Genomic DNA, 26,277 nt, shown 5'->3' on the forward strand with positions numbered 1-26,277 from the left:
GGTTTACAAAATATACTTATATGGCTTCCGAAAGCAATGGAGTCCATCCAGTGTCGAACCCTGATACCAGCATTTTATTTCGCCCTTTTTCGATCCGCTCGCTTGAACTGAAAAATCGGATTGTCATGGCGCCGATGACGAGGCAATTTTCGCCGCAGGGCATCCCCGGTGAAGGGAGCGCTGCCTACTACCGGCGGCGGGCTGAGGGGCGGGTCGGATTGATTTTGTCAGAAGGCACCGTCATTGACCGTCCCGCTTCGCGTAACGGTTCCGGCATTCCTTTTTTCCACGGTGAAGCAGCGCTAGCTGGCTGGAAGAACGTGATCGATTCGGTTCACAAGGCGGGTGGCTGCATGGGGCCGCAACTCTGGCATACCGGTGCAGTGCGTGACGTCAGCGGCTGGGAGCCTGACGCACCGGTTGAAAGCCCATCTGGCCTCGATTCGCCAAACGACCCGCGCGGTGTGGCAATGAGCGAAGAGGATATTGCAGACACAGTTGCTGCTTTTGCCAGGGCAGCGGCGGATGCCAAACGGCTGGGTTTCGACACAGTCGAGATCCATGGGGCTCATGGTTATTTGATCGATCAGTTTTTCTGGGCGGGTACCAATCAGCGCACCGATCGTTACGGTGGACTCTCGATCAAGGACCGCTCACGCTTTGCCGCTGAGATCGTGTCTGCCGTTCGTCATGCGGTGGGCCCTGAGTTCCCTATCATCATGCGCGTTAGCCAGTGGAAGCAGCAGGACTTTGGCGTGCGCCTCGCCGAGACCCCTGCATTAATGGAAGAGTGGTTGCTGCCGTTGGTTGAGGCGGGTGTTGATGTGCTGCATTGCTCGCAACGACGTTTCTGGGACGCTGAGTTTCCCGAAGTCGATGGTGAGAACGGGCTGAACTGCGCGGGCTGGGCAAAGAAAGTCACTGGCGCCACAACCATCAGCGTCGGTTCGGTCGGGCTGGACAATGATGTTACTCACGCCTTCGCCGGCAAGGGCTCTACCCCTGCGAGCCTGGAGCGGCTCGTCGAGCGCATGGAGCGCGAAGAGTTTGACCTGATTGCAGTAGGGCGCGTTCTGCTGAGTGACAAGGAGTGGGTCGCCAAAGTGGAAAAAGGCGATTACGCAGATCTGAAGGGCTTCAATCCGGCATCTTTAGCCGAATTGGTTTGAGCTATGCAGCACAGTGGAGAGTGTCATGCCACACAGGTTTTAGTCTGAAGGAATCAGAGGTCTAGCCTCGGATTCTGCGAGGTCGAGATCGTAATCTGTTGTTGAGTGCGCCATGATGGTTTCAATGACTGAACCTGTTAAGGCCACTCAACACCTACGTAAATAGGATTGCGTTGCAGCAGTCGTATTAAACGTTTTTTGAACCTCGGAGGCGTTCGGTTACAAGCTATCCGGATCGCCAAAAAACATTTTTGACGGGTCTCTAGACCGGTAGCTACAGCCTGAAAAAATCGAATTGTGCGCCCCAGTTTTGCCCCCCGTACGTAATATGCAGGCCTTTGACCATTGATAACTTTGGCTGATGTGGTCGAAAGTTATCGAGTCGATAAATAAAAAATATATAAATCAACAAGGTAATTTATATTTGGTACATGCTCTATGTTTTCGTCGGATTGTTGGCTGATTGATATCAAGAAGCCATATTGACAGATTGTCCGACGAAATTTAGTCTTTACAGTATGTTTCAAGGACTGAACGCGATGACTAATGGATTAGTTGCACCGGACCGCCTCACAACGGTTCCCGACCCGCCAATGTCAGTCAGAACATCTCCAGTCGCCGGCCGGACGTGCTGGTGCTTGACGGTGGCATTGTCGAAATGCCTGGGGACGCACGCTTGGGGTCCCGTTACGGTATCCCGGAAGATCTGGCGTACGCCTGTATGGCCGAAACCATGATGCTCGCACTCGAAGGTATTTCCTGTCACACGAGTCTGGGGCTGGACCTCAGCAATGATGATCTCGAGTTGGTTCAGGCGCTGTCCGTGCGTCACGGTTTCATGCTGGCCGGATTTCGCAGTTTTGATAAAGCCCTCGATCCCGATCAGTGGCGCAGATATGCCGAACGCTTCAGCACCGCCACGACTGTCGAAACCATCTAAGAGAGGATCCGTGCATGCCAGTATTGGAAAAAACCACCCTCATCAAGGGGCGTAGCTGTGCTGAGGTATTCGACTTCTGCATGGAAGGTGTGAACTTCCCGAAGATCTTCCCGGAACGCGTTACCCCACTTGGAAACATAGATATTGCTGATCTGCGCATCGAACAAGGACGTCAGTTCCGCTTCCGGCATTGGATGTTCGGGTTTATCCCTGCCAATTGGACCGTTGGCATCCGTGAAGTCAAAGACAACGAGTATTTCATCGATGAAATGATCAAGGGCCCCTTGAGTGCGTTCCGGCATGAGCATCGCGTTGAATCCGCAGCCGGGGGGACGCTGTATACGGATCGAGTGACTTATCACGCAATAGGCGGTGCGCTGCTTGAGTGGCTGTTTGTCGACGCTTATATGGACCGGATATTTGAAGCACGTCACCGCAACATGCAACAGCTTTTGGATATCTCATGATCGCTATCGAAACAGTGGATACAGCAAAGCGTTTAAAGCAGTTTATCGACTTGCCTTTTCGTTTGTACGCCGACGACCCGCATTGGGTTGCGCCATTGCGCAGTGACATGAAACGGATATTGTCACCGCGCCATAACCCGTTCTTTCGCGAAGCGCAGATCGAGCATTTTCTGGCGCTGGATGATCGAGGCCAGGCTCAGGGCCGAGTCAGAGTGGGGGCTCAACGAGTACTCCGCATTGTTGGGGAGTAGCTGGCAGGGTGCATCGGGCTGGCGCTACAAGTTGCAAGTCAGAGCTTTGCAGGAAAATAAGCTGGACGGCGATTATCAGGAGGTCGAGCCCCGTGAATTCTTCGCTGAATACCAAGGCGAGCGATGTACCTCCATGCTGGGGATTCAACAAGTCGTCTGGGGCAGCGCTGACAGGATCAGGGTCTTGGACGTGATCCATGCGTTTGATCGTCGCGAAGGCTATTTCGGCGACTACGTCCAGCAACGCCGACCATTGGCCATGCTGAACAGTGAATGCTCGGTATTTCAGGATCAATCTTTACAGATGCTGTTAATCCCGCAAACGCGTAAGGACCTCCTTCCCGATAGCGGTGCCCGTTTTGCTGAAACCAGAGTCAGCGATTATTTGGGAAATATCCCTCAGTCCGACGCGGATGGCCCGGATTGGCGTAAACCGGCCGACTGGACACCTGCCTTGCGTTGGAGCGGTAACGTCCATGGGATGGACTACTCCCTGAATGCCTGGCATGGCTGGCAGACTGAGGAGACCTACTCCGCCCGGCTGACACAAGCTGGTTTGAGTTATCGAGAAGCACTGAAGCGTCGCACACTGCTTGGTGGCTCATTTGCGATGCCGATAGGGCCGGTGGTATTCAAGGGTGAAGCGGCCTTCGTACCTGATGGCTATCGCTACTCCCAGACACAGACGGGCATCGTTGAACTTCAGAAGAACCGTCAAAAGCAATTGCTGCTGGGCGTGGATTACTTGAGTGGGGACTGGTTCTTCGGCATGCAGTACTACAACGTCTGGAAGGATGCCGTGGCGCGCGCCGTCGATCAAGATCGCACGCAGATGATCAGCTTGGCGGCACGCCGCGAGCTGTGGCAGGGCCGGCTTTACCTCACCGCTTACGTTGCGCAGGACCTGCGTCTGGATGCGCAATATGCTTCGTTGGAAATGAGGTACGACGTTGATGCTCACTGGCAATTACGCACAGGTGTAGACGTATTCGAGGGAAGTCAGCGCAGCTTCGGTTATTTTGATGAGCAAAGCCGGTGGGTCAATGCCGTGCGTTATTCTTTTTAGTGGGGGCATGTGCTTCGTTAATTTCATTCCTGTAGCCGATGGCAACTCTGTCTAAGGGGGCGTGTTGAGAACGGGTGTGCATCCCCCCTTACCAGAGACTCTCAGGATCGCCAAAAAACATTTTGACTAGGCTCTAGGAAGGCATTTTCAGGTCGATAATGCTGTTATTTGCCCCTACTTTTGCCCCCAATTGCATCGAGTGTGCGAATGATCTTGAACGGCGACCTGCGACTGGCTCCAGTATGGCAGTAGCGAGTATTTGGTGCGCCTTCGCGTTCTTTTGGCACGCAAGCTAAAGCGGCGCTCCCGAGCAGCGCAATAAGCGTGAGCGGGGATCTTTATTTGATCAGAAACATGCTGGTTTTTATGCTTGCGTCTCAGCCAATCTTGATTGTTTCGGGAAATATTTCTGCATAAAGCCGAGCGACGGTAGGTGTGAGGTTGTGTACTGAAGGAATCAGAAAATTGGAGTGGGGGGCGAGTCGTTTTGCGTAGATGACTTCGTAAACCCTGCGCACGATTCCTGGCTCTGTTTCCTCTTGGTCGAAGCCAGGCATTATTCCTACGGCTTTGTAACCCGCATGTTCCAATGCTTGTTGCATATACGGAGCGCTGGTTGTCGCCATACCATAGATCAAGCCCGCGCCCATGAACCTTCCCATTTTTTCTCCGAGGTCTTGGGCAGCCACGGCCAGTTTGGTTTGCCTATGATGTTTGGCTACCGCGCCCACTCGCCCGAAGATGACATCAGCGCCATCAATTTTTTCCCATGTTGCTATCGCGACGATTTCATGATTTCGGCGGACCACGATAGCGCACATTCCCCGCTCCAGATCGTCTTCGAGCACCACGTTGTCTTCATAAAATTGCTGGTTCAGAAAAGGGCTCCCTAACCCCACCCTAATGGAGGGGAACCACGTCTGGAAAAAAACTATCGCTGCATCGATCTCCTCGCGTTTCAGGTAACCCCATGTGTAGCCAGAGGGTAAAACAGTGAAACTGCGAATTTGATCGATCGTTGGCCATTTCATGCGGTTCTGCTCGTCTTGGTTGTCTAATTGCCTTGCAGGAATCGGTCGGAGGAAGGGGCTTATTCAGTCGCTTCTCTATCGAGTTATCTGCGATCTATCAGCAGTTCCCGGGCGTCTAGTGGGGAGAGGTGGCGGGTTAGCCGGCGGTGTTTTCCGCCCTGAGGACTGCGTCCTTGCAGAATCTTGGGTCATGCCCGGCCGCAAATTGTCTGTGGCGGTCGACCACTTCACCGATGACAAACTGCATCAGCTTCTGGACGAAGGCCGTATCGAGGTTGGCCTCCTGGGCGAGGGCTGTCAGACGTTCGTATTGATGCTGCTCTCTCTTCTGGTCCACCGCAGGCAATTGATGTCGGGCTTTGAGCAAGCCGACCTCATCAGTACAGCGGAACCGTTCAGCAAGCATGTGGATGAGTGCGGCGTCGATATTGTCGATGGTTTGTCTGAATGCCGAGAGTTGACGCGTGATGTCTGAACTTTCCATGGATAACCTCATGGCGGTTGCTCTAAGGGTTTTGTCTGTACCCATCCTTGGTCCCTTCATGGTTGCACGGAGAACCTGAGCAGGCGCTTTACGCGGGATCGGGCATGCTCAACGATTGCTGAAAGGCCGAGGTCGGCGATTTGAGAACACTTACGCCTTCGAGGAGAGGTGATGGCCAGCCCGGACGAGCAGTGGAATGATTGCTCTGCCCATGCTTCCCACACCGATAAAACCAATCTTCATTTGCAGTCCCCGGTTGGTATTCGACGAAGGAGAATGCAGACAAGTATGTCCGGCGCGGGATTGCTACAGCAGTGCCATTGCTGCACTCTCACTGTTCATTTTTGTACGGGGTAGAGCATGGACTGGAGTGATGTGCGGGCCTCTCTCGCCTGAGCTATGAGTTGTATGCAGCCGTCGGATCTGCTGACCCCGCACCCCTCTGATGGATAACGGCTTGAAGATGAGCGAAAGCGACATTGCCGCGCTGCGCCAGCATGTTGAGCAGATCAAGTGCTGCCCGCTGATGTCGTTCAAGCGCCAGGGAATGACAGCGAAAAACGGATAATCCCAGGCTTTGGCTGTTCGACACACGCGTGACCTCCATGCAGTTGCATGATTGCCACGACGATGGCGAGGCCAAGGCCGTAGGAGTCGGAGTTCTGGTGGCGAGACGCATCGCCGCGATAAAAGCGGTCGAAGAGTTTGCCCAAGGTTTCGTCGCTCAGCACAGGCCCTTGGTTCTCCACTTCAATCCGGGCTCCGCCGGCGGGGGCTATCACTCGTATCAGAATCTCGGTGCCCTCGTAGGCATAGCGAACGGCGTTTGCCACCAGGTTGCTCAAGGCTCTGCGCAGCAGCAAGGGGTCAGCGAGAACGTTGCCATCGCCTGTTATCTGGAAGCTCATTCGCCGCTCTTCGGCCAAGCCTTCAAAATATTCGGCAATGCGCTTTGATTCGTCATGCAGCGATAGTTGTTGGCGCTCCACCACTGCTTGCGCTTCATCGGCGCGCGCAAGGAACAGAATGCTTTCGACGATGCGCGAGATCCGTTCGAGCTCCTCAAGGTTCGAAGCGATCAGTGCCTGATAGTCGTCCTCGCTACGGCGCTGGCGTAGGGCGACCTGGCAATGCCCCATGAGCGACCCCACCGGCGTGCGGATTTCATGGGCAAGGTCAGCGGAAAATTGCGTCAATCGCTGATAACCCTGGGCAAGGCGATCGAGCATCGCGTTATAGGCGTCACTCAGCTGTTGCAGTTCAACCGGCGTATCGGCGCTGTCCATGCGGCTGTGGAGACGCTCGGGCGTGATGGCTGCCGCATGGGCGGCCATTTTGCGCAACGGACGCAGCCCTCGACGCAGTACCAGGTAACCCAGCAAGGCTGTTGCCAGAAAGGCAAGGGCAACGGCGAGGTAGATACGTTCGCGATACGCCGCGAGCATAGCCATTTCCTTGCCCATGAGATGTGCGGCTGTCAGTCGGACTTCACGTCCACCAGACGTCGTGACGACGGTAGCGGCACGCAACATCGTTCCCGAATCGGTCACGCCGCTGCGCAGATCACTGACGCTCAGCTTTGTATTCTGGCCGATCACCGGCAGTTCAGGCAGCGTGACGTTGAGTGGATTGACCTGGATTACCGGTTGCTGCCCGGGCTCTTCAATGATGAAGATGTCGTCTTCGCTGTCGAGCATGTTCTTGAAAATCTGCGGGCTGTCGCGCAGCTTCTCGATGGCGAGTTCGTAGTGCAGCAGCTTGCGAAAGTGCTCCAGACGGCCCATGACCGCATGATCGCTGTATACCAATACCGAGGCTTTCATCGTCTGATACAGGTAAACGCCCGCACCGGCCACGGCCAGCATCGCTACCATGGAAAACGCCAAGGTCGATCGCAGTGTCAGAGAGGGTTGGCGTCGGGACCGCATGGCCTCACCTCGCAGACATAGCCGATACCGCGAATGGTATGGATCAGCTTGATCGGATAGGGCTGGTCGACCTTGTTGCGCAGGCGCTTGACCGCTACGTCCACCACGTTGGTATCGCTGTCGAAATTCATGTCCCAGACTTCCGAAGCGATCTGTGTCCTGGACAGCACATCGCCTGCCCGGCGCAGAAACAGATGCAGCAGGGCAAACTCCTTGTTGGTCAGCACGATCACCTGCTGTTGGCGTGTAACGCGGCGCCGCACCAGGTCCAGCTCCAGGTCTGCGAGGTGGAAATGGTCGGCTTCGCGCACTACGCCGCGCCGCAAAATGGTGCGGATGCGTAACAGCAGTTCGGTAAACGAAAAAGGTTTGACCAGGTAATCATCGGCGCCCAGTTCCAGGCCGCGAATGCGGTCATGCAACTGGTCGCGCGCGGTGAGGAACAGCACGGGTACGTCTTGTCTGGCGCGCAAGAGCTCAATGATCTGAAACCCGTCAATCCCAGGCAACATGACGTCCAGCACGATCAGGTCGTAGGTTGTATGCAGGGCCATGTGCAGGCCGTCGGCACCATGCTGGGTCCAGTCGACGTTGTAACCGGACTCACCGAGTCCCTTTTTGAGGTACTCACCTGTTTTGGTGTCATCTTCGATCAGCAGGATATGCATCGTGAGGTGCGCTCGGGTCTCTTCATGACGGGATTCAGCCCGCGACATCGGTATCTCGGCGGTGCAGTGTAACGGGATGCGCGGGCGCAGTCGGTTACATTTCTGTCATTCATGGGCAGGGCTGACGAATGACAAAAATGTCATTCGGCGGTCATCGTGACGTCCCGGTCTGCGGTCGAGGATGGCGGCACATCAACCCATGAGGAATCGTCTCCATGCAACTCAAAAACGCCCTGTCTACCACGTTCGGTTTGTTGATGCTCAGTGCCGCCGTCATTGCCACCGCGGCCGACATGCCGGTCATCAAACCGCTGCGTGGCACGGTGGAAAGCGTCAGCAACAATACCCTGACTTTCACTGTCCGCTCCGGCGCTCAGCAGACTATCGGACTGACTGACAAGACCGGTATCAACCGGGTATCGAAGGCCAACATCGACTCGATCAAATCCGACAGCTTCATTGGCTCGGCGGCCATTCCACAGGCCAACGGAACATTGAAGGCGCTGGAGGTCACGGTATTCGACGCCAGCCTCAAGGGCAGCGGCGAAGGTCATTACGGCTGGCAGAACGCGGATGGCAGCACAGGCACCATGACCAACGGTACCGTGGGGAAACTCTCCAAAGCTGACGGCCGCACATTGACCGTCAACTACAAGGGCGGCGAGAAACAAATCGTCGTACCGAATGATGTGCCAATCGCCTACGTCGAGCCAGGCAAAGCCGATGAACTGGTCAAAGGTGCGAAAATTGTCGTGTTCCCGGCCGCAGATGGAACCACCGCGCGCGGCATTGCGGTTGGCAAGGATGGCTTCCAACCACCGATGTAATCACCTGAAAAGGCAGGAGCGCTGCCGTTTGGCAACGCTCCGCAACATGGATGGCTTCCAAGGGGAAACACGTGAGACAGAAAAAGCTTCATCCCTGGCCGGTTCGCCTCACCCACTGGATCAACGCCGCCTGCATGGTCTGCATGTTCATGAGCGGTTGGGCCATTTACAACGCCTCGCCACTGTTCGGCTTCAGGTTTCCGGTGGCTGTGACCGTGGGCGGTTGGCTGGGTGGAGCGCTGGCCTGGCATTTCGCATTCATGTGGCTGCTGCTGATCAACGGCTCAATTTATATGCTGTATGGGTTCGCCAGTCGGCATTTCAAACGTGAGCTGCTGCCCATCGGGCTTGCCGCGTTGAAGCATGATTTGACGGACGCTTTGCGCTTACGGCTGGTGCATGAAAAGGGCGTCTATAACGCAGTGCAGCGTCTGATGTACTGGATGGTGCTGGCGGCAGGCGCACTCGTCGTTATCTCGGGCGTGGCGATCTGGAAACCCATTCAACTTCAAGAGTTGGTCGCGCTACTGGGCGGCTATGACACTGCACGTTATGTACATTTCGGGGCGATGGCGATGATTGCTGCATTCGTCGTGATTCATCTTGCGTTGGTCATGCTGGTGCCCAGAACCCTGCTGCCAATGATTACAGGTGGTGTGCGGTCTCTGAAAACCGGAGAAAAAGGCCATGATTGAACGCCAAAAAAGAACTGTTCAGCCTATCAGGCTTGAACCTGCGCAACAGCTTGAGCTGGAGAATATCCAGCGCCGCCATTTCCTTCGTGCCGGTTTGACCGTAGGCGCGATGTCGATGCTGACCGGTTGCAACCTGCAGGACGGCGATCAGGTCGACAAGGTCCTTTGGGCTATGTCGCGCTGGAACGATCGGGTCCAGGCCTGGCTGTTCAGCGGACGGAAACTGGCCCCGACCTTCACAAGGGCGCAGATCACCACGCCATTTCCGTTCAACGCATTCTATGGTCAGGACGACATCCCAGAGGTGGACTTGGCAAGTTACTCGCTCGCCGTCTCCGGCCGGGTCAGGGACAAGGCACCCTGGACACTCGAAAGCTTACGCAAATTGCCGCAACGTAGCGATATCACCCGTTTGATCTGTGTTGAAGGCTGGAGCGCCATCGGGCAATGGGGAGGTGTACCGCTCAAAACCTTCCTGGAACACATCGGCGCCGACACCACAGCGAAATTTGTCGGTTTCAAATGTGCTGATCGTTATTACTCCAGTCTGGACATGCCAACAGCCTTGCACCCACAAACACTGCTGGCACTGGATTACGCTGACGTCGCACTGCCGCCCGAGTACGGCTATCCCCTCAGGGTTCGAGTACCCACCAAGTTAGGCTTTAAAAACCCCAAGCATGTTGTCGAGATTGTCGTGAGCAACGACAACCCGGGCGGGTATTGGGAAGACCAGGGATATAACTGGTTCAGCGGGATCTGATGAGGCAGGTCGAGGTAGCGCAGTTCCGTCCTGATAGTGCATGGCAACGCCAGGAGCATCGGAGTGAGTGATGACATCAGCTAGGGTATGAGGTGCTCTTATGACCGGTATTTCGGCGGTACCGCCAGCTCCAACAGTGTTGTCGCCTTCAGAAAACAAAATGCGAGCGCCTACCAATGGAGCGGATTTTCGCTCCCACTTGCAGGCTCAGTCCAGGTCACATGTGCAGCAGCCGGAGACAACAAGCGCACAGGCGTTATCAGACTCGACCACGAACTTGTCACGCCGACCGGAGATGGAAGCAATGCTTCAAATGTTGGCGTGGCGCAAGCATACGGACAGCGCTCCGAGCAGACCCGGTCGATCAGCGCCAGGTACGCGAGCCAGTGGCCTGGATATTGGGGATTTCAACTTCCCGGTTCGAGGCGTTTTGGCTAGCAGTGAGGTTACCCAGCAGGGCTGCCTGAATGAAGAGGGTAGGCCGCTCTACTTGAAGTCTTTTGATGACCGGACCACGTGTACTTCTGGTGGCGAAGAAAGCGAATTCCCCTCTGACGTTATCTGCGGAGGGGGGCTGAATGCATTCGCAATCGCAGTGGCTCTGTCCGCGATAACCCTGACCTGGATTCCGATTGAGATTGTTCGAGCGCCACTGCGATCGCCCAACATTCGGCTTTTGCGCCGTCGCAAACCCTCTTCAGCCGAGAGCCATCTTTTCGACCCGTCCTTCTCGTGGAGATCAAATGCGTCGCTGTAGAGCGATAATTTATCTGCTAGGCAACAGCCTGCCCGACGAAACCTAAAGACTCTCAGGATCCCCAAAAAACATCTGAATCCGCGAACGCAACCAGCGTTCACCTGGGTCGTTGTCCTGGGAGCCGCGCCAGGCCATGTGCAGTTCGAAGCTGCGCACCGGAATCGGCGGGTCTTCGGCGCGAACACCGCCGGCGGCGGTCAGTGCGTCGGCGGTGTAGTCGGGCACGATGGCGATGATGTCAGTGCCCGCCAGCAGCGTGCTCAGGCCATTGAACTGCGGCACGGCCAGTACCACGTGACGCTTGCGGTCCAGTTTCTCCAGTTCTTCATCGATGAAACCGCTCAGGTCCCCGGCGAAGGACACCAGCGCATGGGGCCGGGCGCAGAATTCGTCCAGATTCAGCCGTCCGGGCGCGGTGTCGGCCCGCAGCACTTTGGGCATGCTGCGCCGCAAGACTTTACGCTTGGCGTTGGCCGGCAGATCCTCGGTGTAGCTGACACCGATGGAGATTTCACCGGACGCCAGCAAGCCCGGCATCAGGATGTAGTTGACTCGGCGTACGACCAGCACAATACCGGGCGCCTCGGCCCGCAGGCGTTTGAGCAGCATCGGCAGCAGGGCGAACTCGGCGTCGTCCGACAGGCCGATGCGAAACACCGAGGTGCTGGTGGCCGGGTCGAACTCCGCCGCGCGGCTGACTGCCGTGGAGATCGAATCCAGGGCCGGGGAGAGCAGGGCGAAGATCTCGACCGCCCGGGCCGAGGGTTCCATGCTGCGACCGGTGCGCACGAACAGCGGGTCATCAAACAGGTTGCGCAGACGCGACAGTGCGGCACTGATGGCCGGCTGGCCGAGGAACAGCTTCTCGGCGGCTCGGGTCACACTGCGTTCATGCATCAATGTTTCGAACACGATCAACAGGTTCAGGTCGACACGACGCAGGTCATTACGATTCATCTGGGGTCCTGGCAGATTCAGCAAGCTTGACGTGAGCGGCCATATGAGAACAATGACCGGCATGAATCTTACGGGGAAAGACTGGTACTCTGCACCGGCTAATTGCTTTTTCTTAGGGTAGACCCCACAGGAATGGCTCAATTTTTTGCTGCGGAATCAATGACAGGCATGTCGACTATTAATAGCCACTGATGGTCTTGGGTACAAAGCCCGGATAGAGTTCATGGCATTAGAGGTTACTTTGACGAGGTTTGCGATGTCCCGCACGATCCGTTTTCACAAGTTTGGTGGTGCCGAGGTGCTCAAATGCGAAGAGCATGCGGCGGCTCTTCCTGCGCCAGGAGAAGTGCAGGTCCGTGTCGAAGCGATCGGCATCAGCTGGTATGACACCCTGTGGCGCCAGAATCTGGCGTCGTCCCAGGCGCGCTTGCCTTCGGGCCTGGGTCATGAAATGGCCGGGGTGGTAACGGCCATCGGAGACGGTGTCGACGACCTGGCGGTAGGCGACAAAGTGGCCAGCTTCCCTGCCGAGAGCCCGAACGATTACCCGGTGTACGGTGAAATCATCGTGCTGCCGCGTACTGCGCTGACCCGTTATCCCGACGTGCTTACCCCGATCGAAGCCGCCGTGCACTACACGCCGCTGCTGATCGCCTATTTCGCCTACGTGGACCTGGCACGGGTCAAGCCGGGGCAGTTTGCCCTGGTCACCGATGCCAGTCATTGCGCCGGCCCATCCTTCGTGCAACTGGGCAAGGCCTTGGGTGTACGAGTGATCGCGGCCACCAAGACCGCCGATGAGCGTGAGTACCTGGTGTCGCTCGGTGCGGAAAAAGTCATCGTCACCGAAGAGCAGGACTTGCTGATGCAAATCAACAAGCTGACTGATAACCGTGGCGTCGATGTGGTATTCGATGGCCTCGGCGGGCCGCAGATGTCCCTGCTCGGCGATGTACTCGCGCCGCGGGGCAGCCTGGTGCTGTATGGCTTGCAGGGCGGCAATCAGACACCGTTTCCCGCCTGCGCGGCGTTCCAGAAGAACATTCAGTTCTTCGTACACTGCATCGGCAATTTTACCGGCAAGCCGGAACTGGGCATCATCCAGGACCAGGTGGCATTGCAACGGGCGTTGCGTGATATCAATCAACTGACCGCCGATCGCGTGCTGTTGCCGCTCAAGACTCGGGTGTTTCCGTTCTCCGAGTTTGTCGAAGCACACCGTTACATGGGCGAATGCCCCTGCCGCGAGCGCGTTGCCCTTCAGGTAGTCGACCCTAGCTGATCCCTCTCCTGCGCAAGAGTCATCCTCCAGACTCTTGCGCTGCCTTCACCTGTCCCCCCCTCCGTTCTCATGCCCCTGCTCCTGAAGTCTGGCGGTGATGCCCGGTGCCCGGCAATTCCCCTCGATTGGGCTTTGCTGTTCGCCAAGAACCAGAAAACTGTTTAACCGCCACGGAACTGAACTGGTTTTTGCCCTCAATCTGTATCTTCTAATCGTTATTTAAGTCCTGATAATTGAACGCTGATTTCCATCTCAAGGAAGAAGTCGTGGCGCAATACAAGTTTTTAGAAGACTGTCATCCTTCAGGGCCGATTCAAGGCGCTTCAGGCATTACTTGGTTTAACGCTATCAGTCGGCTTTGGGGAATACAGGCGGGGGTAGGGGGGCAATTCAAGTTAGGCATGTTCTTTGTTTTTCGTACTCATTGTCTGAAGGACGTTGTCAGAATTCTCCTAGGACGTGCTAAAAAAACGGGAAAACCCTTTGATTTAGCGGCTTGCAGGCAAGCCCCAAAACAAAGGAGGCGAACTCTCCAGCATGTGTATCAAATAATTACGACAAGCAAAGCTTGAGCGTATTACCAATACTCTTTGCAGTACTAGAACAATCCATCAGACCAACCCGTCGCTCGGTCACGTTGTGCGGGTGCGACGCCGATAGTTGAATTTCCAGGTAAATGGCTATGAGTGCAATTCATGAGCAGGCAATGACTCACGTGTATCAGCAGATACTGCAGCGATTGTCAGGTTTTTATTCCCGCGCGGAACGTACCGCGTTGCAGCTTTTGATCCAGCGTTTAATTGTCGCGGCCGGAGGCATTGACCGGATCGGCGACTATCGCGTATTGACAGTCCAGAACGGAAGCCGGGACAGCTTTTATGTCCTGACGGCGTTGCGTGCCGCGCAATTGAGCATCGCGGGCAGGCATCCGGTGACCTTCGACCTGCGTGTCGCCACCCCACGTTTGAGCGAGACTACCCAGGCGACGCTGGAAAACATCCACCGCTGCTATAGCGCGCTGTTCGTCTACGACGATCCTCGGGTGGAGTTGCTGATGGCGGATAACCGCGAAGTGGTGCCATTCAATCACAAGCAGCCTTTGTCGGTGGCCGGGCATGAGGCCAATCGCATGGACGCGCTGGTTCTGGGCCACCTTCGCTCGGTCGACAGTCCCTTGGAGGTAGGTGATCACGGCTACCTGGCGATGGCCGAGTTCTATCGGCATATGGCCCGCTGGGAGAGCGGGGTCGACTCGTTAGTCAGCAGTGATACGCCTCGCGAGCAAAAACAGTTCATGTCGGGCCTTCGGCGTGCCGCCCGCAAGGTAGGCCTGGCCACTGACCCGTCCGGCGGCTTCGACAGTCTCTTCACGCAACTCGATACGCTGGGCGCACATCCCTACCAGGGTTTTTATGGCCACGACCACCTGGGCGTGTGGAGACCCGAGGGGCATTTCGAGGCTTGCCGACGCGTGAGCCACATTGGTATCGACGATCTGATCGTCGACAGCTCGGAGGAAACCAACTGGCCACTGTTCAGTGAGTTTCTGCGGGTACGGACCGATGAGCTCGTCGCATCGGCGCCGGAAAACGAGTACCTCAGCCCGCTGCTGTCGGCTCATTTGCATGGCCTTCAGGCCTGCTATCTGCAGGGACGCAGCTACGAAGCGGGTTACGGGGACTACGTACAACGAGCCATCATGATCATGCACCGCAAGCAATTGCCCGAGCACGTCTGCGAACAGGCCAGGATGTTGTTTGGCCCACCCTCGGCCATCCCCGAGCGCCGTGCCCAGGCCGCCAGCGAGGCGCACAAGACACTCGGACTCAACGAAACGCAACTGGTGTGCATGTTGTTCGCTCCATTCGTTGAGCAAGGCGCAGGCCTGGAGCACTTTCTGCGTTGCTGTCATCCCGGCATGCTGGTGGCGATGCCGGACCTGCACAAGGCTATGCAGGGCGCGGGTATCGCCGATCAGGTGGCCCAATGGATGGTCGATGTCAGCGGCCTGCCCCTGGACATGCTCGGCAAGCTGTATCGCGCGAGCATTACGCCGGCGGAACAGGAAGTAGCGCCGGGGATTGATTCGCACAACGCCATTGATGACGTCGACGCTGAAGAAGCCGGGCAGGGCGCCGATGCCATGCGCGAACGTTCGGCACGGCATTGAGGGCCGAGGTTTGACGGATTCACTCGCCACGTATCCGGCCGTTGTTCCTGGCCATCCGGCGGAGCCGGTCACGGCCCTTACTGTTGGCCAAACCCCATGAAAGGTTGCCGAGAACCAGACTTCGCTTATCAGGCGGTTTATCGTTATCTGACGACCCTGATCAACGAATTGGGCGCCGATGCCCGTGTGCGCTTGCCGTCGTTACGGCAACTGGCCGAGCGCCTGAGCGTGTCGATCTCCACCATCCAGTACGCCTATTCGTTACTGGAAAAGGAGGGACGGGTCTACTCGGTCGCCAAGTCCGGTTATTACGCGTTGCCCGTACCTTGCGTTGCAACGTTGGGCGGTGGTGATGATTTGCTCGAGACCCTGTACGTCAATGCGCGGCGCCCGGGAATGCTGGTGCTCAGTGCTGACGAGCCTGCATCATTGCAACCGCTGGACAGCCCTCTGTTGTTGCTTGAGCGTGAGCTGCTTCGCCAGTATCCGCGCTCCTCACAGATGCCTTCGCAACCCTGGGGCGAACTGGAACTGCGTACCGCGCTGGCGGCGCGCTACACTTCTTCGCCGGCTCGGTGCTGGAACGCCGACGATGTCTATATCGGCGCTGATCTGCGCGGAGTACTGGAAATCCTGATCGCCGTGCTGGCGCTCAAGGGCGCTACAGTGCTGATCGAGTCACCCTGCGACTGGACCATCCTGCGCTTGCTGCAGGCGGCCGATATCGACGTGATTGAGCTGCCACTGCTGGCGGATGGGGGCATCAATGTCGAGCAGTTGGAGCAATTACTGACGGGGGAAACGGTACGCCTGGTCATCCTGTCCTCCGTCCTGAACATGCCCAGGGGCACGCTTGTTCCTGAAAACAACCGTCGCGCCGTCGCGCGCTTGCTGGATCTGCACGGCACATGGGTGCTGGAGAACGACAGTTATACGGACCTGGCGTTCGAAACCATGGTTACGCCTTTTCGAGACTTGCTCGACCCGGATCGACTGATCGTCTATTCCACATTCGAAAAAACCATCGGCCCCGAGGCGCCCTATGGTTATGTGCTGTCGCGCCAGTTGACGCTGGAGTTGCAGCGCCATTTCCTGCTGCGTGCGTTTAGCCTGTCGCCGATTCGCCAGAAAGCCATTGCCCGCCTGTACAGTAACGGCCGGATCGATCAGCACTTGCTGGTCCTGCGGCGTCTGCTGCGTGAAGGGGCGGTCTCGACGACGCAATTGCTGCGCGAACGGCTGGGGGACAGCCTGCAATGGCTGGAACCTCAGGGTGGCGCGACGATCTGGGTGCGATCTTCGCGGCACGTCGATTTACGGCGAGTCTTCCAGCGGCTGCTTGCGCAGCGAATCGTCATAGCGCCAGGGGAACTGTTCAGTCTGCAAGGGCTATACACACAGCATATGCGCCTGACCCATGCCTTAGGCGGTTCGCACGATCTGGATACAGCACTCTGCGCGCTGGCCGATGCCTTGAGACTTGAGACTTGAGACTTGAGACTTGAGACTTGAGCAATCGTGATGCAGGGCGATGGATCGAACCCGTCGCGCCACGGTCGAACTGTCAGTAAACTGCATCCATTTTATCGAGCCATCCCATCCAGAGGTTTTGCATGACAGTCAGTCCATTTGCGGGCAAGCCGGCACCGGCAGAGTTGTTGATCGATATCCCGCGACTGGTGACGGCCTATTACACTGGCCGACCCGACGCCTCGGTGTCGACCCAGCGTGTGGCTTTCGGCACTTCCGGCCACCGGGGCAGTTCCTTCGACCTGGGGTTCAATGAATGGCACGTGCTGGCCATCAGCCAAGCGATCTGCCTGTACCGCGAAGCCCAAGGTATCAACGGCCCCTTGTTCCTGGGGATTGATACCCATGCGCTGTCCACCCCGGCAGGGGCCAGTGCGCTGGAGGTGTTCGCTGCCAACGGGGTCACTGTGATGATCGCCGAGGCCGACGAATACACGCCCACGCCAGCAATTTCCCACGCCATTCTTTGCTACAACCGTGGCCGCACCTCCGGTCTGGCAGACGGCATCGTCATCACGCCGTCCCACAATCCACCGCAGAGCGGAGGCTACAAGTACAACCCCACCAACGGTGGCCCGGCCGATACCCACATCACCAAATGGATCGAAGCCAAGGCCAACGAGCTGCTGGCAAGCCAGCTGGCCGGCGTCAAGCGCATCAGCTATGAGCAGGCCCTGAAGGCTGACACCACTCACCGTCACGACTACGTCAATACCTACGTAGCGGATCTGATCAATGTCATCGACTTCGATGCCATTCGCGCTGCCGGCTTGCGTCTGGGCGTGGATCCGCTGGGCGGAGCGGGGGTGCGCTATTGGCCCGCGATTGCCGAGCATTACCGCCTGGATCTGGACGTGGTCAACACCCAGGTGGATTCCACCTTCCGCTTCATGACCGTCGACTGGGACGGGCAGATCCGCATGGACCCGTCCTCCAGCCATGCCATGCAAGGCTTGATTGGCCTCAAAGAGCGTTTCGATGTGGCCTTCGCCTGCGACCCGGACCATGATCGCCACGGCATCGTGACGCCGTCCGGCGGCTTGCTGGCGCCGAACAACTATCTGGCGGTGTCCATCGACTACCTGTTCCAGAACCGTCCGCAGTGGCGTGCCGATGCCGCCGTGGGCAAGACGGTGGTCAGCAGCGGTCTGATCGATCGCGTGGCCAAGCGCCTGGGTCGGCGCCTGTATGAAGTGCCGGTAGGCTTCAAGTGGTTTGCCGACGGTCTGTTCGACGGCTCTTTGGGCTTTGGCGGCGAAGAAAGCGCCGGCGCCTCGTTCCTGCGCAAGGACGGTGGTGTGTGGAGTACCGACAAGGACGGCCTGATCCCGGCGTTGCTGGCAGCCGAAATGACCGCGCGCACCGGTCGCGACCCAAGCCAGGCCTACCGTGCCCTGACGGATGAACTGGGTGAGCCGTTCTCCGTGCGCGTCGATGCCAAGGCGAGCCCGCAACAGAAGGCGCTGCTGAGCAAGCTGGCACCGGACCAGGTCGCATCCACCGAATTGGCCGGGGAGACCATCCAGTGCATCCTCAGCCATGCACCGGGCAATGACCAGGCCATTGGCGGCCTGAAAGTCATGACTGAAAACGGCTGGTTCGCTGCACGTCCGTCAGGCACTGAGGACATTTACAAGATCTACGCTGAAAGCTTCATCGGTGACGAGCACCTCAAGCAATTGGTGGTCGAGGCGCAGGCGTTGGTCGACGGCGCCATCTCTGGACAGTGAAAACCCATCGCGAGCAGGCTCGCTCCCACATTGGCTTTGCGGTGCACGCGGCCTCTGTGTGCGAGCCTGCTCACGATTACGGTGGGTCGGGAGACACTGATGGCAATGTGCGACACCACTTTCACTTCATCGCCTAAATCCATGACTTACAAGCTTTTGGGTGGAATCCGCTCGCGAATACAGACACCATAGCTGCCATGGTTCTGAACACCGGAGTCCCCCAGCGTGCCGCAACACACTCCCGATCTTCCCCCCGAACTTCTGTCCTTGGCGCAGATGCCTTTGCTCAAGCGCCTGGCCGCGCGGTTTTTAGGTCATGGCCTGACGCGACTTAGAGCCCAGCATCGGGCTTCCTGGCTACACGGCCAGGCCGACGGCTTTCGCAGCGGCCATAGCGCCGGTTTTGACTACGGCCATAAGGAAGGCAAGGCCGAAGGGTTGGAAGAGGGCCGTCAGGTCCTGTTGATTCGGGATTCCCGAAGCACTGAACACCCGGCACCGAAAGTCGATGATCTGTTGTTCGATGACTGGCGCCTGCCGCTGACCGCCGAACTCAAGAAACGCATCAAAGCCGATGTTGCCCGATTGCTTCCTGCTCACGCCCAGCCAAGCGCCGCGCAGTGGAAGATGATCCTGAGCGATACGCCGTCTACCTCGGTCGTTGCGGGCGCAGGCGCCGGGAAGTCCACGACCCTGGTGCTGCGTATTGTGCTGCTGTCCCATTACCTGGGTTTTGAGTTGGATTCGATGACCGTGGTGACCTTCACGCGGGAGTCGCGCAAGGATTTCATTCACAAACTCATTGAGGTTTTCGCCCTTTGGGGGCGGACAATCAGCCTCAAGGACGCTCGCGACCTGGCGCGGACCTTTCATTCACGCATCTTGCCCATGGTGCGCAGCCTGCCTGGGTTCGAGCGGCTTCAGGCGTTTGAAACCCTGAGCCATCGTAGCGAATCGCCCGATGATGACGCCCAAGGCAACCCCTTTGAATTGCGCATCAACGATGCTCAGCGCCAACAGCTCAATGCCTGCTATCACCGTCTTTATCAACGCGACGAGCGTTTTCGCGAACTGATCAAGCCGATGTCCCGCCATGCCTTGCAGCTCAAGGAGCTGGAACGCGACCACCCTGATGTGCAGAAGCGGGTAGCCGTGACCGAACTGGCCGCTCAGCGCGATGAAGAGCTGTGCGATGCGATCGAAGACCTGTGGTTTCGCGCCGGTGCCTGGCCGATCAAGGGCATCGAGCCAAAGCGTCAGGCATTCCAGATCAACGGCGCGACGTTCCATTGCCACGGCTACGTCCCTTCGCTGGACGCGTGGGTGATGCTGGGTTTCGATCCGCGGGAAGACGCCCGGCTCAGCCGGCCGGGCGCCAAACTGAGTATCCGGGCGGAATGGGCAGTCAAGCGAACCCTGTTTCAAGCTTTCTGCGCTAAGCCACTGATATGGCTGGATAGTTATGAAGCATCAAAGCGCGTACTGAGCGTGTTGGCCGGGGACGCCAGTGCGGGTCCAGGGTTCGACTACAAGGTAAAAGGCGAACTGGGTTCGGCACCGTTGCTGGACTGTTTTGTCGCGGCGGCCGGCTTTATCGAGAACCTGGGCCTGGACGTCCCCGACGCCGTGGGCCGGATGTGTTTTGCCCAGGATGACCCGGATCGTTATTTCTTTGAGGCCCTGAGTCGCTACTGGCGGGCATTTGAAGATCATTTGCTGGATCAGTCGCCCCCCGTCATGACCTATAACCGGATGTTCGCGCTGTTCAGTGAGCATTCCCCCGAGAACTTCAAGCTGCTGAGCGATGCGGTACTGCGTCCTCTGTCGCACTTGATGATCGACGAGTTTCAGGATGTCTCACCGCAGATCGTTTCCTGGCTTCGCGCAAGCCTGCGGGAAGTACGCAGCCGCGGTCCCGCCATGCACGTGGGGCGGGGCGCCCAGCGTTCCTCCTTGCTGTGCGTGGGCGATGATTGGCAGTCGATTTACGGCTGGCGCGGCAGCTCGCCGAGCTATTTCATGGCGTTCAACAAACAGTTTCCTTCACCGGCGACCACCCGGGTCATGCTCACCGACAATTACCGTAGCCATCAGCACATCATTGACGCCGCCGAACATGTCGTGCGTGCGGCGGCGGCTATTCCCGGCAAAAAGGCCAAGGCCAGCGGCGCGCCTCGGACCTTGAGCCCGGTCAATGTGCTGGACAGAGACGACGAAGGCCTGGCGAAGCGGCTGGATGAGCACTACCGTAACGGCGATTCAATCTTGATGCTGTATCGAAAAAGTAGCGATAAGCTATTGATTGAAAAGCATATTCAACCAACAGTTAATGTGGATTCTAGCTTGCCGTACCCGGCGCGTCGCCTCAGGCAGATGACTTACCACAGCGCCAAGGGGCTTCAGGCCGATGCGGTGTTTTTGCTTGGTGACTGCCAGCACTCAACCAGTTCGCCCTACAAGAATCAGGTCTACCGAATGGCCGGGTTGGGCCAGGAGGGCGATGTCGAACCGTACGACACGGCGCAGAAGGACGAGATTCTGCGTCTGGCCTATGTCGGTATTACCCGGGCGGTGCAGCATTGCTATTGGTATGTCGATGGGCAGGACACACAGGTAAACAAGGCGCCCAAGGCGTCAGATCGGATAGGGACTGGCAAGCCGTTCTTTGCCGATCATCGCCGCGCCCGCAGCTGAGAACCTCGATGCACGAACAAAACCATCAGCCAAAAAGAAGCCCACTGATGTGGGCTTCTTCTTCAGGAGGCAAATCGTCGTAAGCCAACGGGTGGCACGAAAGCTTCCAGCTCGGCTTCCACCGCTTCGATTATTCGCTCCACGTCAGGAGCGTTCATCACCGTCGCGCAGGGGATACCTGCAATCGCGATCATAGTCTCGCCACTGGCACGGTCAAACAGCCGGGCGACCATGCTGTCCGGTGCGTCCATGCTGGCCTCGAATCCCATGGGATGGAAATGCCAGCGCATCAGCTGGCAGGCGTTGGGAAACGTAACCTTGCTGAAAGATCCTCTATTCATCTGTTGCCCACCTTCTTCATCAAGCGCTTCCGTTTGCTCATATCAGGAAGGAAGAGCCATCATGGCTCTACCAGTGAGAACTAAAAATAGCACCTGAAAATGAATGTCATGTGGCTTTTTTCAGGCCGTTTGGCGATTGGTTCACTTTTTTTGATTTGCATCACGACTTATGCCGTTTTGATCGGGCCCTCATTTTCTCTGGGCAAGGATGTCGCCACGCCCATCCAGAGGCTCTGGTTCACGGCATTTCACGACCACTACCCAGGCCATCAACATCAACGATGAGGCGACGGCAAAGGTCAGATGCAAGCCATTTGTCACCGCTTCGGGGGTAGCCCGGGCGATGCCATTCGTCGGTACAGTGAGCGCAAAGACCGCGCCGAGTGCTGATGCCCCGGTCAGGAAACCCAGATTGCGCGCCAAGTTGAGCAACCCTGAGAAGACGCCACGCTTGTCTGCTGGCACGTTCGCCATCACCGCGGTGTTGTTGGCCGTCTGGAACAGCGCATAGCCAAGGGTCGTTACCGCAATAGCGGCGACATAGCCGCCCACGCCGAGGGTCGGTGACATCAGCGACAGCATCAGGCAGCCGAGAATCATGACCAACAGCCCGACGAGCCGCACAGAGCGCACGCCGAACCGGTCCACCAGCCGCCCGGCAGGCACACCCGCCAGCGCGGCCACCGACGGTCCCGCCGCCAATACCAGTCCCACCAGCGCCGCAGGCAGCCCCAGGGCGACGGACAGATAGAATGGCCCCACCAGCAGCGTCGCCATCATGACCGTTGCCACCAGAGCGCTGGTCGTCAGCCCGCAAACCAGTGGCCGGTCCTTCAGCAACGCCAAGGGAATCAACGGCGCCGCGACCTGCCGCTGGGCCAAAACAAACAGACAACCGCCCAGGATCGCCGCCAGCAACAACGCCATATTCGGCCAGCCGAAGTTGCCCCGCCCCAACGTCGTGGCCAATGCATAGGCAGCAAGCGTTGCCGCCAGCAACAGCGTGCCCAGGGCATCAAAGCGCGGGCGCCCGACTACCCGTTTGGGTGGTGGGACGGGCAATGAGCGCCAGGCCAGGACAAACGTCAGCAGTCCAAGAGGAACATTAATCAAAAATAGCGCCTGCCAACCGAAACCGCTGATAAGCGCACCACCCAGTGAGGGGCCAAGGGCGGTTCCGACTGCGGAGAGGGTGCCCAACAACCCCATCGCGCTGCCGGACTTTTCCTTGCTGACCGTTTCGGCCACCAGGGCCAGGGTCAGCGTCATCATGATGGCCGCACCAAGCCCCTGTAACGCCCGGCCTGCGATCAACAGCCAAAGTGAAGGCGCCATGCCGCAGAACGCTGATGCGAGGGTGAATAGCATGATCCCGGCCAGGAGCAACCGGCTACGACCGAGCAAGTCCCCCAATCGCCCGAGGCTGACAATCAGGGTGGTAATTGCCAGTAAATAGGCAAGAACGACCCACTGCACTTGCTGGAAGGAGGCCTCGAACGCATGGGCCAGTGTCGGCAAACCCACCGTCGCCACGCTGGCGCCCAGGGAGGCCAGCAAGGTCGACAGTGAAAGGCTGGTCAAGGCCCAGCGGGGTGAAAAGACCCGTTGTGCGCCCGTCGCGCTTGGCGGGCGGGGTTGGGTAGTGGCTGGTTTCATCATGTCCTCTGGTTCTGCTGCTCTGCAAATGGAGCTGTCAGAACGTTACGCTCGGGCATAACATGGCGGAAGACGCACGGATTGCACTTTATAACTGCATCCAGCGCCATCTATTCCAAACCAGGGCTGCGCCATGTCCACACCCGACCTCAATCTGCTGGTTACCCTCGATGTCTTGCTGTCCGAAGGCAGCGTGGCCCGCGCCGCTCGGCGGCTGCGACTCAGCCCTTCGGCCATGAGCCGGGCGTTGGCGCGGTTGCGCGAAACCACGGGTGATCCGCTGCTGGTGCGCGCCGGGCGCGGCCTGGTGCCCACGCCCCGTGCATTGGCGTTGCGCGAGCAGGTCAGCCAATTGGTGCAGGATGCCCAAGCGGCACTGCGGCCGTCCCAGGTGCCGGATCTGGGACGGTTGAGCCGAACCTTCACGCTGCGCACCCGGGAAGGGTTCGTTGAAAACTTCGCGATCGACTTGATCAACCGCATCAACGAGCAGGCACCCGGTGTGCGGCTGCATTTCCTGGACAAGGCCGACAAGGACAGTACGGCGCTGCGCGAGGGCAGCGTGGACTTGGAAACGGCCGTCGTGGACAAGGGCACCAGCCCGGAGCTACGAACCCAGGCGTTATTTACCGATCAGCTCATTGGCGTGGTGCGTGCGGGTCACCCGTTGAGCCAGACCGCGGTGTGTGCCGCCGGTTACGTCGCGGGTGGGCACATCGGCGTTTCCTTGCGGGGCCTGGACCACAGTGTCATCGACCAGGCCTTGCGGTCGTTGAACCTGACACGGCAGATCGCGATCACCGTCCCGGGCTTCTCCACTGCGCTGGGCCTTGCCCGGTCCAGCGATCTGATCGCCAGCGTCCCTGAGCGCTATACCACCCGCCTGCGTGAAGGCATGCACAGCTTTGCGTTGCCATTTGCGCTGCCGACATTCACGATTTCCATGCTTTGGCACCCCCGGATGGATGCCGACCCTGTGCATCGCTGGCTGCGGGGGTGTCTGCGGGAAGTATGTTCAGCAAAACCGTAAAGGCTGAGTCGCCCTTAAATTAATAGCGTTTCGCTGGCACTTAGTGGATAGAAGTGCGATGTGATTGGCAAATGGGTGGTTAACTCCATTTAATATTTAAATAGAGTTTTGTCCGACAATTTTAAATATTGCCCACGAAGTACCTGTATTAACGGGACCCCGCGTATCTCTTGCCATGGTTGATGGCAAGAACGTGTAAACGCGTCAAAAAATTCGCTGGACGTTTGATTTCCAATTGTGTCAGTTTCCTTGCGTCCTCAATTGGGCGAGTGATAGGACGCTCTCGCCAGAGATTGTTCTATCTGACAAAAACTGTTCCATTGCAAACAAGGAAGTGTGTTTATGTCGAAAGTCAAAAGCAGCGCTATTGATTCTGCCGAACAACTGCTCTGGGCGCCGCAGTCACTGGCGGCGGCCAGCAATGCATTCAATCAGATCAATAGTTTCAGCCACCAATACGATCGGGGCGGTAACCTGACCGTCAATGGCAAACCCTCGTACTCCGTGGACGAAGCGGCTACCCAATTGCTGCGCGACGGTGCGGCCTACCAGGACCGGGACGCCAGCGGCAGGATCGAGCTGACCTACACGTTCCTGACCTCCGCCTCTTCGAGCACGATGAACAAGCACGGCATCAGCGGTTTCAGCCAGTTCAGCGCCCAGCAGAAAGGCCAGGCGGTCCTGGCCATGCAATCCTGGGCGGACGTGGCCAATGTCACGTTCACCGAAAGGACCAGCGGCGGCGACGGCCACATGACCTTCGGCAACTACAGCAGCGGCCAGGACGGCGCAGCGGCATTTGCCTATCTGCCGGGCACGGGCGCCGGTTATGACGGGACCTCCTGGTACCTGATCAACAGCCGCTACACCCAGAACAAGAACCCTGAACTGAACAACTATGGCCGCCAGACCCTGACCCATGAAATCGGTCACAGCCTGGGCTTGGCGCACCCTGGCGACTATAACGCCGGTGAAGGCAGCCCGACCTACGATGACGCCACCTATGCACAGGACACCCGTGGCTACAGCCTCATGAGTTACTGGAGTGAAGCCAACACCAGCCAGGACTTCAGCAAGGGCGGCGTCGAAGCCTACGCCTCGGGTCCGCTGATGGATGACATTGCGGCCATTCAGAAGCTCTACGGTGCCAACACCAGCACCCGGACCGGCGACTCGACCTACGGCTTCAACTCCAACACCGGTCGCGACTTCTACAGCGCATCCTCGTCTTCGGACAAGGTCGTGTTCTCGGTATGGGACGCCGGTGGCCGCGACACCCTGGACTTTTCAGGCTTCACACAGAACCAGAAAATCAACCTCAATGGCGCCTCGTTTTCCGACGTTGGCGGCATGGTGGGTAACGTGTCCATCGCTCAGGGTGTGACTGTCGAGAATGCCATTGGCGGTTCGGGCAGTGACTTGCTCATCGGCAACTCCGTGGCCAACGAACTCAAGGGTGGTGCCGGCAACGACATCCTTTGGGGCGCCGGTGGTGCCGACAAACTGTGGGGCGGTTCGGGCTCGGACACCTTCGTGTTCGTCGCCAGTTCTGACTCACGGCCAGGTGCGGTCGATCAGATCCTCGATTTCGTCAGCGGCCTGGACAAGATCGACCTGACCGCCATCACCCAGGGCTCGGGCCTGCACTTTGTGAATGCATTCACCGGTGCGGCGGGTGATGCGGTGCTGTCGACATCAGGTGGCAACAGCCTGCTGTCGGTGGACTTCTCCGGCCACGGCGTGGCTGACTTCCTGGTCAGTACCGTCGGCCAGGCGGCAGCCTCGGATATCGTGGCCTGATGTCCTCGATCCCGTGGGAGCGGCCAGCGCTCTTGCGGGAT

The 26,277-nt window shown here is 58.0% G+C and carries 23 protein-coding genes; 15 read left to right on the plus strand and 8 right to left on the minus strand.

Annotated features, from left to right (window positions below; all coding sequences use genetic code 11):
* Nucleotides 1-50: 50 nt before the first annotated feature.
* The 5 genes from AAIS01_RS05680 to AAIS01_RS05700 all read left to right on the plus strand — a co-directional run bounded on the left by AAIS01_RS05680 (nt 51) and on the right by AAIS01_RS05700 (nt 3,893).
* Nucleotides 51-1,169 (plus strand): NADH:flavin oxidoreductase, encoded by a 1,119-nt coding sequence (locus tag AAIS01_RS05680; protein WP_343468181.1) that lies wholly within the window; start codon nt 51-53, stop codon nt 1,167-1,169.
* Between the two features lie 721 nt (nt 1,170-1,890).
* The gene (locus tag AAIS01_RS05685) at nt 1,891-2,109 is read left to right on the plus strand and encodes a hypothetical protein (RefSeq protein WP_343468182.1); all 219 of its coding nucleotides are present in this window, start codon (nt 1,891-1,893) and stop codon (nt 2,107-2,109) included.
* Nucleotides 2,110-2,123: 14 nt separating this feature from the next.
* Nucleotides 2,124-2,576, plus strand: coding sequence for an SRPBCC family protein (locus tag AAIS01_RS05690; RefSeq protein WP_343468183.1), 453 nt, complete (start codon nt 2,124-2,126; stop codon nt 2,574-2,576).
* The gene (locus AAIS01_RS05695) at nt 2,573-2,827 is read left to right on the plus strand and encodes a hypothetical protein (RefSeq protein WP_343468184.1); all 255 of its coding nucleotides are present in this window, start codon (nt 2,573-2,575) and stop codon (nt 2,825-2,827) included. The genes AAIS01_RS05690 and AAIS01_RS05695 overlap by 4 nt, the downstream gene beginning before the upstream one ends.
* Complete coding sequence (locus AAIS01_RS05700; RefSeq protein WP_343468185.1) at nt 2,814-3,893, plus strand: hypothetical protein; 1,080 nt, start codon at nt 2,814-2,816, stop codon at nt 3,891-3,893. Before AAIS01_RS05695 ends, AAIS01_RS05700 begins: the two co-directional genes overlap by 14 nt.
* Before the next feature lie 377 nt (nt 3,894-4,270).
* Here the strand turns inward: AAIS01_RS05700 and AAIS01_RS05705 are convergent, their stop codons facing one another.
* The 5 genes from AAIS01_RS05705 to AAIS01_RS05720 all read right to left on the minus strand — a co-directional run bounded on the left by AAIS01_RS05705 (nt 4,271) and on the right by AAIS01_RS05720 (nt 8,004).
* Entirely contained in the window at nt 4,271-4,924 is a 654-nt protein-coding gene (locus AAIS01_RS05705) for a hypothetical protein (RefSeq protein ID WP_343468186.1), read from the minus strand.
* A 136-nt stretch (nt 4,925-5,060) separates the two neighbouring features.
* The gene (locus tag AAIS01_RS05710) at nt 5,061-5,408 is read right to left on the minus strand and encodes a chorismate mutase (protein ID WP_343468187.1); all 348 of its coding nucleotides are present in this window, start codon (nt 5,406-5,408) and stop codon (nt 5,061-5,063) included.
* Nucleotides 5,409-5,558: 150 nt separating this feature from the next.
* On the minus strand, nt 5,559-5,651 hold the full coding sequence (locus AAIS01_RS25645; RefSeq protein WP_431191904.1) for an NAD(P)-binding domain-containing protein: 93 nt from the start codon (nt 5,649-5,651) through the stop codon (nt 5,559-5,561).
* A 290-nt stretch (nt 5,652-5,941) separates the two neighbouring features.
* Complete coding sequence (locus AAIS01_RS05715; protein ID WP_343468188.1) at nt 5,942-7,336, minus strand: heavy metal sensor histidine kinase; 1,395 nt, start codon at nt 7,334-7,336, stop codon at nt 5,942-5,944.
* Nucleotides 7,309-8,004, minus strand: a complete 696-nt coding sequence (locus tag AAIS01_RS05720) for a heavy metal response regulator transcription factor (protein WP_343468360.1) — start codon at nt 8,002-8,004, stop codon at nt 7,309-7,311. Before AAIS01_RS05720 ends, AAIS01_RS05715 begins: the two co-directional genes overlap by 28 nt.
* Before the next feature lie 215 nt (nt 8,005-8,219).
* On the opposite strand from AAIS01_RS05720, the gene AAIS01_RS05725 reads away from it, so the two are divergent.
* The 3 genes from AAIS01_RS05725 to AAIS01_RS05735 all read left to right on the plus strand — a co-directional run bounded on the left by AAIS01_RS05725 (nt 8,220) and on the right by AAIS01_RS05735 (nt 10,289).
* Complete coding sequence (locus AAIS01_RS05725) at nt 8,220-8,831, plus strand: hypothetical protein (RefSeq protein WP_343468189.1); 612 nt, start codon at nt 8,220-8,222, stop codon at nt 8,829-8,831.
* A 71-nt stretch (nt 8,832-8,902) separates the two neighbouring features.
* Nucleotides 8,903-9,526: a cytochrome b/b6 domain-containing protein gene (locus tag AAIS01_RS05730; protein ID WP_343468190.1), complete on the plus strand. Its 624-nt coding sequence runs from the start codon at nt 8,903-8,905 to the stop codon at nt 9,524-9,526.
* Nucleotides 9,519-10,289 carry a molybdopterin-dependent oxidoreductase gene (locus tag AAIS01_RS05735; protein WP_343468191.1) on the plus strand — a complete coding sequence of 257 codons (771 nt, stop codon included), beginning with the start codon at nt 9,519-9,521 and terminating at the stop codon, nt 10,287-10,289. Before AAIS01_RS05730 ends, AAIS01_RS05735 begins: the two co-directional genes overlap by 8 nt.
* Before the next feature lie 799 nt (nt 10,290-11,088).
* Here the strand turns inward: AAIS01_RS05735 and AAIS01_RS05740 are convergent.
* Nucleotides 11,089-12,003 carry a LysR family transcriptional regulator gene (locus tag AAIS01_RS05740; RefSeq protein WP_047226434.1) on the minus strand — a complete coding sequence of 305 codons (915 nt, stop codon included), beginning with the start codon at nt 12,001-12,003 and terminating at the stop codon, nt 11,089-11,091.
* A gap of 256 nt (nt 12,004-12,259) precedes the next feature.
* Here AAIS01_RS05740 and AAIS01_RS05745 point away from each other — a divergent pair, with 256 nt between their 5' ends.
* The 5 genes from AAIS01_RS05745 (at nt 12,260) to AAIS01_RS05765 (ending at nt 21,409) form a co-directional block, all read left to right on the plus strand.
* On the plus strand, nt 12,260-13,285 hold the full coding sequence (locus tag AAIS01_RS05745) for a zinc-dependent alcohol dehydrogenase family protein (protein WP_343468192.1): 1,026 nt from the start codon (nt 12,260-12,262) through the stop codon (nt 13,283-13,285).
* Nucleotides 13,286-13,967: 682 nt separating this feature from the next.
* Nucleotides 13,968-15,455 carry a hypothetical protein gene (locus AAIS01_RS05750; RefSeq protein ID WP_343468193.1) on the plus strand — a complete coding sequence of 496 codons (1,488 nt, stop codon included), beginning with the start codon at nt 13,968-13,970 and terminating at the stop codon, nt 15,453-15,455.
* A gap of 96 nt (nt 15,456-15,551) precedes the next feature.
* Complete coding sequence (locus tag AAIS01_RS05755; RefSeq protein ID WP_343468194.1) at nt 15,552-16,946, plus strand: aminotransferase-like domain-containing protein; 1,395 nt, start codon at nt 15,552-15,554, stop codon at nt 16,944-16,946.
* Nucleotides 16,947-17,068: 122 nt separating this feature from the next.
* Nucleotides 17,069-18,715: a phosphoglucomutase (alpha-D-glucose-1,6-bisphosphate-dependent) gene (gene pgm, locus AAIS01_RS05760; RefSeq protein WP_343468195.1), complete on the plus strand. Its 1,647-nt coding sequence runs from the start codon at nt 17,069-17,071 to the stop codon at nt 18,713-18,715.
* Nucleotides 18,716-18,940: 225 nt separating this feature from the next.
* Nucleotides 18,941-21,409 carry a UvrD-helicase domain-containing protein gene (locus AAIS01_RS05765; RefSeq protein ID WP_343468196.1) on the plus strand — a complete coding sequence of 823 codons (2,469 nt, stop codon included), beginning with the start codon at nt 18,941-18,943 and terminating at the stop codon, nt 21,407-21,409.
* 62 nt (nt 21,410-21,471) lie between these two features.
* Here AAIS01_RS05765 and AAIS01_RS05770 read toward each other — a convergent pair whose 3' ends face one another.
* On the minus strand, nt 21,472-21,750 hold the full coding sequence (locus AAIS01_RS05770; protein ID WP_343468197.1) for a DUF1652 domain-containing protein: 279 nt from the start codon (nt 21,748-21,750) through the stop codon (nt 21,472-21,474).
* A 189-nt stretch (nt 21,751-21,939) separates the two neighbouring features.
* Nucleotides 21,940-23,406 carry an MFS transporter gene (locus tag AAIS01_RS05775; RefSeq protein ID WP_343468198.1) on the minus strand — a complete coding sequence of 489 codons (1,467 nt, stop codon included), beginning with the start codon at nt 23,404-23,406 and terminating at the stop codon, nt 21,940-21,942.
* Nucleotides 23,407-23,539: 133 nt separating this feature from the next.
* On the opposite strand from AAIS01_RS05775, the gene AAIS01_RS05780 reads away from it, so the two are divergent.
* Together AAIS01_RS05780 and AAIS01_RS05785 are read left to right on the plus strand one after the other, a co-directional pair.
* The gene (locus AAIS01_RS05780) at nt 23,540-24,436 is read left to right on the plus strand and encodes a LysR family transcriptional regulator (RefSeq protein WP_343468199.1); all 897 of its coding nucleotides are present in this window, start codon (nt 23,540-23,542) and stop codon (nt 24,434-24,436) included.
* Between the two features lie 342 nt (nt 24,437-24,778).
* The gene (locus AAIS01_RS05785; RefSeq protein ID WP_343468200.1) at nt 24,779-26,236 is read left to right on the plus strand and encodes a serralysin family metalloprotease; all 1,458 of its coding nucleotides are present in this window, start codon (nt 24,779-24,781) and stop codon (nt 26,234-26,236) included.
* Nucleotides 26,237-26,277: the final 41 nt, after the last annotated feature.

This window comes from Pseudomonas halotolerans, assembly GCF_039581215.1.
Lineage (GTDB): Bacteria > Pseudomonadota > Gammaproteobacteria > Pseudomonadales > Pseudomonadaceae > Aquipseudomonas > Aquipseudomonas tehranensis.